The following is an 8,298-nucleotide window of genomic DNA, read 5'->3' on the forward strand; positions in this document are numbered from 1 at the left end:
CCAGATCGCCGACTGGATCATCGAGGTGGTCGATGGCCTGGCCGCCAATGGCGAAGACGCCAACGGGGCCGTCGAGGACAAGGTCAAAGCCCAGGTCGCAGACCTCTGCGCAAGATTCCCTATCTATCCAAACCTTTGACTCCGCAATGAAAAGGGCCGCTGCGTACTTGCAGCGGCCCGATCCTTGGCACCCTTGATATCGCTCAGATATCGAGGGTGTTTTCCTTTTCCCAGCGGCTGAAATGGGTCACGAAGGAGTTCCACTCCTGCATCTTCATCTTGATGTAAGAGGCCGAGAACTCCTCTCCCATGCTCTGCTTCAGCTCTTTGTCGCGGTCAAACTCGCGGATCGCGTCCAGCATGTTGAGCGGCAGTTTCGGCGCGCCGCGCACCTTGTGGCCCTCGGCATACATGTCGATGTCCCAGCGCTTGCCCGGATCGGCCTTTGAGTGGATACCGCTGAGGCCGGCGGCGATGATCACCGCCTGCAGCAGATAGGGGTTCACCGCGCCGTCGGGCAGGCGCAGCTCGAACCGGCCGGGGCCGGGGACGCGCACCATATGGGTGCGGTTGTTGCCGGTCCATGTCACCGTGTTGGGCGCCCAGGTCGCACCCGACATGGTGCGCGGCGCGTTGATCCGCTTGTAGCTGTTCACCGTCGGATTGGTGATCGCGGCCAGCGCGCTGGCATGTTTCATGATGCCGCCCAGGAAATGCTTGCCGCGTTCGGACAGGCCCACCTCGCCAGTGGGGCCGTCACCGGCACCGGCAAAGACGTTGACCTTGGAGGCCGCGCCCGGCGCATCCCAGACCGAGATATGCGCGTGGCAGCCATTGCCGGTCAGCCCCTCGATCGGCTTGGGCATGAAGGTGGCGCGGAACCCGTGTTTCTCGGCCACCGACTTGGTCATGAACTTGAAGAAACTGTGCTTGTCCGCCGTCGTCAGGGCGTCGTCGAATTCCCAGTTCATCTCGAACTGGCCGTTGGCATCCTCGTGGTCATTCTGGTAGGGGCCCCAGCCCAGCTCCAGCATATAGTCGCAGATCTCGCGCACCACGTCATAGCGGCGCATCACCGCCTGCTGGTCGTAACAGGGTTTGGCGGCGGTATCGAAGGGGTCGCTGATCTGGTCACCCTCGGGGGTCAGCAGAAAGAACTCGGCCTCGATGCCGGTCTTGACATGCATGCCCTCGTCCGCGGCCTCGGCAATCAGGCGGCGCAGCACGTTGCGCGGGGCCTGGGCGACATCCGCGCCCTCCATCACGCAATTGCTGGCGACCCATGCGACCTCGGGTTTCCAGGGCAGCTGGATCACCGACGACGGATCGGGCACCGCCAGCATGTCGGGATGCGCCGGTGTCATGTCCAGCCAGGTGGCAAAGCCCGCAAATCCCGCGCCGTCCTCTTGCATGTCGGCGATGGCCTGGGCGGGTACCAGCTTGGCCCGCTGACCGCCGAACAGGTCGGTGAAGGAGATCATGAAATACTTGACGCCTTTGTCCTTGGCGAATTTGGCCAGATCAATGGTCATTCTTGTCGTCCCTGTTGTCGTCTGTTTTTGAATTGGAAAAGGCGCGGGATGGCCCCGCGCCCCGGTTTCACTCTCAGAACCCTGCGCCGGTCTTGCCGGGCCACCATTCGGTACCGGCAAGGGGGACACGGGCCATGGCGGCCGCCTCCATGGTCAGCGCGCACAGATCCTCGGGTTCGAGATTGTGCAGGTTGTTATGGCCGCAGGCCCGCGCGATGGTTTGCGCCTCGAGCGTCATGACATTGAGATAGTTGCGCAGGCGCCGCCCGGCATCCACCGGGTCGAGCCTCGCCTGAAGCACCGGATCCTGGGTGGTGATCCCGGCGGGGTCGCGCCCCTCGTGCCAGTCGTCATAGGCGCCGGTGGTGGTGCCCAGCTTTTGATACTCGGCCTCCCATTTCGGGTCGTTGTCGCCCAGCGCGATCAGCGCGGCGGTGCCGATGGCAACCGCGTCGGCCCCCAGCGCCATCGCCTTGGCCACATCCGCACCGGTGCGGATGCCGCCCGAGACGATCAGCTGCACCTCGCGATGCACGCCCAGATCCTGCAGCGCCTGCACGGCAGGGCGGATACAGGCCAGGGTCGGCAGGCCCACATGTTCGATGAACACGTCCTGGGTGGCGGCGGTGCCGCCCTGCATGCCGTCCAGTACCACCACATCGGCCCCGGCCTTTACCGCCAGCGCGGTGTCGTAATAGGGGCGGGTGCCGCCTACCTTGACATAGATCGGTTTCTCCCAGGCGGTGATTTCGCGCAGTTCCAGGATCTTGATCTCCAGATCGTCGGGGCCGGTCCAGTCGGGGTGGCGACAGGCCGAACGCTGGTCGATCCCCTTGGGCAGGTTGCGCATTTCGGCGACGCGGTCGCTGATCTTCTGGCCCAGCAGCATGCCGCCGCCGCCCGGCTTGGCGCCCTGGCCGACCACGACCTCGATGGCATCGGCCTTGCGCAGGTCGTCGGGGTTCATGCCATAGCGCGAGGGCAGGTACTGATAGACCAGCTTGGTGGAATGGCCGCGTTCCTCGGGGGTCATGCCGCCGTCACCGGTGGTGGTCGAGGTACCGGCCTCGGACGCGCCGCGTCCCAGCGCCTCCTTGGCGGGACCGGACAGCGCGCCAAAGGACATGCCCGCGATGGTGATCGGGATATCCAGCTCGATCGGCTTTTTCGCAAAGCGCGTGCCCAGCGTCACCTTGGTGTCGCAACGCTCGCGATAGCCTTCGAGCGGATAGCGGCTGATCGAGGCGCCCAGGAACAGCAGATCGTCGAAATGCGGCACCCGGCGCTTCGCCCCGCCACCGCGGATATCATAGATGCCGGTGGCCGCGGCGCGGCGGATCTCGGCGTTGATCGGGTTGGAAAAGGTTGCCGACTGGATCGGCACCGTCCGCGGGGGAGCGTTTTCCTTGTTGTCTTTCACGGTCATGACTCCCTCAATACGCGTTGTCGACTTTGAAATTATAGAGCTGGCGGGCAGAGCCGTAGCGCTTGAACTCTTCGGGTTTGGCATCGCAGCCGCCGCGCGCCAGCAGGTCGCGCAGCAGTTCGATATGTTCGGGGCGCATCTCCTTTTCGATGCAGTCGGCGCCCAGCGACTTGACCGAGCCGCGCACGAACAGACGTGCCTCGTAGATCGAGTCGCCCAGCGCGTCGCCCGCATCGCCGCAGACGACCAGGTTGCCCGACTGCGCCATGAAGGCGGACATGTGGCCGACATTGCCATGCACCACGATGTCGATGCCCTTCATCGAGATGCCGCAGCGCGAACTGGCGTTGCCCTTGATCACCAGCGTGCCGCCATGGCCGGTTGCCCCGGCATACTGGCTGGCGTCGCCGTCGATCACCACGGTGCCCGACATCATGTTCTCGGCCACACCAGGCCCGGCCGAGCCATGCACATGCACGGTGGCCTGTTTGTTCATGCCCGCGCAGTAATAGCCGGTCGAGCCCATCACCTTGACCTCGATAGGCGCATCCAGCCCCACTGCGATGGCATGGCTGCCGCGCGGGTTCACGATGGTCCATTCGGTCTGGTTGGTCTCGTCCGACTGGGCTTGCAGCGTTGCGTTCAGGCCGCGCAGGCCGTCGGCTGCCAGGTCGTAAGTCTGCATTACGCGGCCTTTCCGGTTGGGGTTGCGGTGTCGCCATGGGTCCAGAAATAGACGGTGGCGGGTTCGGGTTCCCACACGCGGGCCTGTTCGATGCCGGGCAGGTTGACCAGCGCGCGGTACTCCGAGCCGAAGGCCACATACTGGTCGGTCTCGGCCATCACCGCCGGTTTGCAGGCGATCGGGTCGCGGACCACGCCGAAGCCGTCGCGGGTGCCCACGACGAAGTTGAAGAAGCCGTCCAGATCCTCCAGCGACTTTTCCAGCGCCTCGCCCAGGGTGGCGCCGGTCTGCATCTTCCAGGTCAGATAGGCGGCGGCGACTTCGGTGTCGTTCAGGGTCTCGATGTGGATGCCCTCGCGGCGCAGCTTGCGGCGCAGCGAGTTGTGGTTGGACAGCGAGCCGTTATGCACCAGACACTGATCCGAGCCGGTGTTGAACGGGTGCGCGCCCAGCGTGGTGACCGCCGATTCTGTCGCCATGCGCGTATGGCCGATGCCATGGGTGCCGGTCATCGAGGCGATGTCGAAACGGGCGGCCACATCCCGGGGCAGGCCGACCTCTTTATAGATTTCCAGCGAGTCGCCAAACGACATGACCCGCACATCGGGGGCCACGTCCCGCAGCTGGCGGCGCAGCGCCTCGGCGGTGCCATGAGGTACATGCAGCACCGCGTGCGTGTCGCGGCGGCTCAGCGAGACCGGGCCACCGACCAGCGGCTGCACCTTCTCGGCCAGATCGGCGAAGTCCCGGTCGGGGTTTTCCGATTGCACTGTCACCTTCGAGGTGGTGGGCGAGGGATCGCCGTAAATCGCGATTCCGGCGCTGTCAGGGCCCCGGTCGGTCATGGTGATCAACATGTCAGTGAGCAGGGCGCCCAACTGAGGTTCTAGCGATTTGTCCTTCAGGAACAGTCCAACAATTCCGCACATTTCGGCGACGCTCCACGATTGTGATTCTGCCTGTCTTTCCCAGGCTCTTTCAGCAGGCTAGCACCGTAAATCCGAAGCCGCAACTGCTGTGAAACAAATTTCACTGATAGGCAAGGCGTGCGTGAGCACGCCTTGCCAGGATCGCTTTAGTAGCGTTCGACGCTTTTCTGGATGCGCTCATGGTCGAGTGCCCGTTTCTTTGCGCTTTCCAGATGGGCGTTCTCGCGCACGAACTGGATGCGGTGCCAACCGATCCAGAACAGCACCCCGATCACGGTCATCGCGACCTCCCAGCCCTGAAAGGGATAGATGGCGCCCACATTGGCCAGATCGACGGCCCAGCTTTCATATCCGATTGTCGACATATCCTGTTCTCCTTATTCCGCAGGCGACACTTTGGAGGCCAGATAGGCCTTGTCGGCTTCGATGATGGCTTCCTTGGCGTCCTCGTAGGCGTGGTGCTCGGCGTAATCGAGGCCCTCCAGCTCCACCTCCTCGGGGATGCGCAGCACGCCGGCGGTGGCCTGCATCTTGGCCACCACAAAGGCGGGCAGGAAGCCGAGGCCAAAGAACATGATCAGTGCGCCGATGAACTGGCCGACCGGGTTGATGGTGGCATAGCCCTCATAAGGCGAGGACGGCGCCCCCCACAGGACAAAGCCCGCGATGATCAGGCCGATGAACCCGGCATAGCCGTGTACGGCCACCGCGCCCACTGCGTCGTCCAGCTTGAACCGGCGCTCGACCCAGTAATGCAGGCGATAGACGATCACCACGCCAATGGCGGCGATGATCATGGCCTGGATTGGATGGTAGAGGTCATTGCCGGCAGAGGCGGTGATCACCCCGGCCAGACCGCCCGAGAAGGTCCAGAATGCATCGCCCTTGGACACCACATAGGCCGCCATCAGACCGCCCGAGAGCGACATCAGGAAGTTGAAGGTGATGGCCGACAGCGAGGTCGGTGCCAGATAGATGTTGGTTGCCGTCCAGGTGGTGCCGGTGATCTGGCCGCCGATTGCCTCGGGCGAGATCGCAGGCACGTTGCACGCGGCATAAAAGCCCCAGAACCCAGTATAGATCAGAAAGATCCCGATGGTCAGCATCCAGGGATTATGCGGCGGGATGTCCCGCGGCGTGCCATCTGGGGCAAATTTGCCGATCCGCGGCCCCAGAACCATGATCACCCCCAGTGCATAGCCACCGGCGATGGCGTGAATCACGCCCGAGGCATAGGCGTCATGATAGCCCAGATACTGGACCATCCAGCCGCCATAGTGCCAGCCCCAGGCCGCGTCGATGATCCACCAGACCGAACCGATCAGCACCGCATGCACCCAGAGTGCCGAGGACCGGATGCGCTCGATCACCGCGCCCGAGACGATCGAGGCCGCCGTCCACGAGAACAGCAGGAAGGCCGCCCAGAACACGCCGGTGATTCGGTCGGCGGCGTTCGGCCCCATGGTCTCGGCCCAGGGCAGGTTCGCGGCGCCCGCCTCGGTGTCCAGCCCGCCGAAGAAGGGGAACATCGGGAAGGCCCAATAGATCCACCAACCGAAGAAAAAGAAGGTGACGGTGACCAGCGGGATCACCATCACGTTTTTCATTAACGTGTGCATATGGTTGCGTCGACGGCTGGCGCCGACCTCGTACATGCAGAACCCGACGTGAATCAGGAACATGAACACGACCGTCACCCAGTAGTAGAACTCGGTAAATACCGTCGTCAGTGCGTTAAGATTTCCATCCATTTCTGTCTCCCCGGTTGGATAACTCTGACTGCTGCGAAAGTTTTTTTCCTAAAAGGGAAGCTCTTGATTAAGCTTTGTGTCAACAAATTTAACTGAGGATAAAATTTTATGCAGGTGCAGAAAGTATACTTGCTCAGGGATTGAGCAAATATTCCCAGTAGGAAATTTTTTTTACGTTTGTGTTGATTTTTGTCCGGACATGGGTCTGAATGATGCAAACCGAACAGATCAGGGAGTCACAGAGATGGCGATCATCTACAGAACCTCCGCGCTTGCGCAGCGCCATGCCGAAATCGGCGGCGAGTTGGAGGATTGGAACGGCATGGGAACCGCGTGGTTCTATGACCACACCGACGAGCGGGCCAAGGCCGATTACGAGGCGGTCCGCACCAAGGCCGGGCTGATGGATGTGTCGGGCCTGAAGAAGATCCATCTGAGCGGCCCGCATGCCGCCGCCGTGATCGACCGTGCCACCACCCGCAACGTGGACAAGCTGATGCCGGGCCGGGCGGTCTATGCCTGCATGCTGGACGATCGCGGCCTGTTCATCGACGATTGCGTGATCTACCGGCTGTCGGTGAACAACTGGATGCTGGTGCACGGCACCGGCACCGGTCATGAAAGCCTGGCGATGGCCGCCTATGGCAAGAATGTCTCGATGATCTTCGACGACGACCTGCACGACATGTCGTTGCAGGGGCCGGTCGCGGTGGATTTCCTGGCCAAACACGTGCCGGGCATCCGCGATCTGGCCTATTTCGGCATCATCCAGACCAAGTTGTTCGGCAAACCCGTGATGATCTCGCGCACCGGCTATACTGGTGAGCGCGGATACGAGATCTTTTGCGAAGGCCGACACGCCATCGAGCTCTGGGATGCGATCCTTGAGGACGGCAAGGACATGGGCATCCGCCCGGTGCAGTTCTCGACCCTCGATCTGCTGCGCACCGAAAGCTATCTGCTGTTCTATCCCGGTGACAATTCCGAGACCTATCCCTTTGCCGACGAGAATTGCGGCGACTCGCTGTGGGAGCTGGGGCTGGAATTCACCGTCTCGCCCGGCAAGATCGGGTTCCGGGGCGCGGAAAACCACTATGCCCGCAAGGGCAAGGAGCGGTTCAAGATCTATGGCGTCAAGCTGGAGGGCACCACGCCCGCCGATATGGGGGCGCCGCTGCTCAAGGATGGCGAGGTCGTGGGCGTCGTCACCTTTGGCATGAATTCGGACCTGAACGGCCATAACGTGGGCATCGCGCGCATGCCGGTTGACTGTGCGGTGCCGGGCACCAAACTGACCGTGCGCAACGAGAATGGCACCGAAATCGCCTGCGTGGCCGAAGAGATGCCCTTCTACGACAAGGACAAGTCCATCCGCGCCGCCAAGGGCTGAGGATCACCGGGCAGGCGCCCCCGGAGGCGGGGCGCCTGTTCTTCTTGCGATCGGACCAAGAAGGAGTCAGCGACGGGATGTCCAAATTTCAGTTTCCACCAAGTATCGCCAGCCGCCCGGTCTATGGCACGCTGGAGGCGCGGCCGGGCAAGGCGCATCTGATGATCGCCGATGCCGAGGGCGCCGAGGCGCTGCTGGATCTGGCGGCAAGCGATGCCGCGCTGTTTGCCAATGCGCATATCATCTATATCCCCAAGGGCACCGGCGAGACCTATGTCGAGCGGCTGCGCGCTCTGGGACCGGCGCAATTCTATGTGGGGCCAAGCTATGCTGCGTCGGTCCAGCGGATCCGTCGGGTGCTGTCGGATGCCCATATGGGGCTTCAGGTCTATCTGGCCGGAACCGAGGGGTTGATGGGCCAGGCCCAGAACGAGGCGATGCAGGCGGGCATTCCCCATGGCGCGATCCAGACCGAGCATCGCGGCTCGGTCGCGCGGCGGATGCAATGCGTGCATTGCAAGGGCATCACCGAGGACGTGACCACCGATCCCTTTGTCTGTTCCCATTGCGGGCTGAACCTGTTCG

8 protein-coding genes and 1 pseudogene are annotated in these 8,298 nt (G+C 62.8%); 3 read left to right on the top strand and 6 right to left on the bottom strand.

Translation table 11 applies throughout. The features are described from left to right. Nucleotides 1-139, top strand: a pseudogene (gene glyA, locus AC2FL1_RS22885) (serine hydroxymethyltransferase); the annotation flags it as partial. Between the two features lie 64 nt (nucleotides 140-203). On the opposite strand, the gene glnT reads toward glyA, so the two are convergent. The 6 genes from glnT to AC2FL1_RS22915 form a co-directional block, all read right to left on the bottom strand. Then, a complete protein-coding gene (gene glnT / locus AC2FL1_RS22890; RefSeq protein WP_496878454.1) occupies nucleotides 204-1,532 on the bottom strand; it encodes a type III glutamate--ammonia ligase in 1,329 nt (442 codons plus the stop codon). Nucleotides 1,533-1,605: 73 nt separating this feature from the next. Further along, on the bottom strand, nucleotides 1,606-2,958 hold the full coding sequence (locus AC2FL1_RS22895; RefSeq protein ID WP_496878455.1) for an FMN-binding glutamate synthase family protein: 1,353 nt from the start codon (nucleotides 2,956-2,958) through the stop codon (nucleotides 1,606-1,608). 7 nt (nucleotides 2,959-2,965) lie between these two features. Further along, the gene (locus tag AC2FL1_RS22900; protein WP_011047312.1) at nucleotides 2,966-3,643 is read right to left on the bottom strand and encodes a GltB/FmdC/FwdC-like GXGXG domain-containing protein; all 678 of its coding nucleotides are present in this window, start codon (nucleotides 3,641-3,643) and stop codon (nucleotides 2,966-2,968) included. Beyond that, nucleotides 3,643-4,572 carry a class II glutamine amidotransferase gene (locus tag AC2FL1_RS22905; RefSeq protein WP_496878456.1) on the bottom strand — a complete coding sequence of 310 codons (930 nt, stop codon included), beginning with the start codon at nucleotides 4,570-4,572 and terminating at the stop codon, nucleotides 3,643-3,645. Before AC2FL1_RS22905 ends, AC2FL1_RS22900 begins: the two co-directional genes overlap by 1 nt. Before the next feature lie 146 nt (nucleotides 4,573-4,718). Continuing rightward, nucleotides 4,719-4,937 (bottom strand): hypothetical protein, encoded by a 219-nt coding sequence (locus AC2FL1_RS22910; RefSeq protein WP_496824291.1) that lies wholly within the window; start codon nucleotides 4,935-4,937, stop codon nucleotides 4,719-4,721. A gap of 12 nt (nucleotides 4,938-4,949) precedes the next feature. Next, nucleotides 4,950-6,323, bottom strand: coding sequence for an ammonium transporter (locus AC2FL1_RS22915; protein ID WP_496878457.1), 1,374 nt, complete (start codon nucleotides 6,321-6,323; stop codon nucleotides 4,950-4,952). A 244-nt stretch (nucleotides 6,324-6,567) separates the two neighbouring features. On the opposite strand from AC2FL1_RS22915, the gene AC2FL1_RS22920 reads away from it, so the two are divergent. Next, entirely contained in the window at nucleotides 6,568-7,713 is a 1,146-nt protein-coding gene (locus tag AC2FL1_RS22920; protein ID WP_496878458.1) for an aminomethyl transferase family protein, read from the top strand. Between the two features lie 44 nt (nucleotides 7,714-7,757). Beyond that, on the top strand, nucleotides 7,758-8,298 hold a 541-nt coding region (gene dmmA, locus AC2FL1_RS22925), incomplete at its 3' end, for a dimethylamine monooxygenase subunit DmmA (protein WP_496878459.1).

Source organism: Ruegeria sp. YKSF070 (assembly GCF_059612725.1).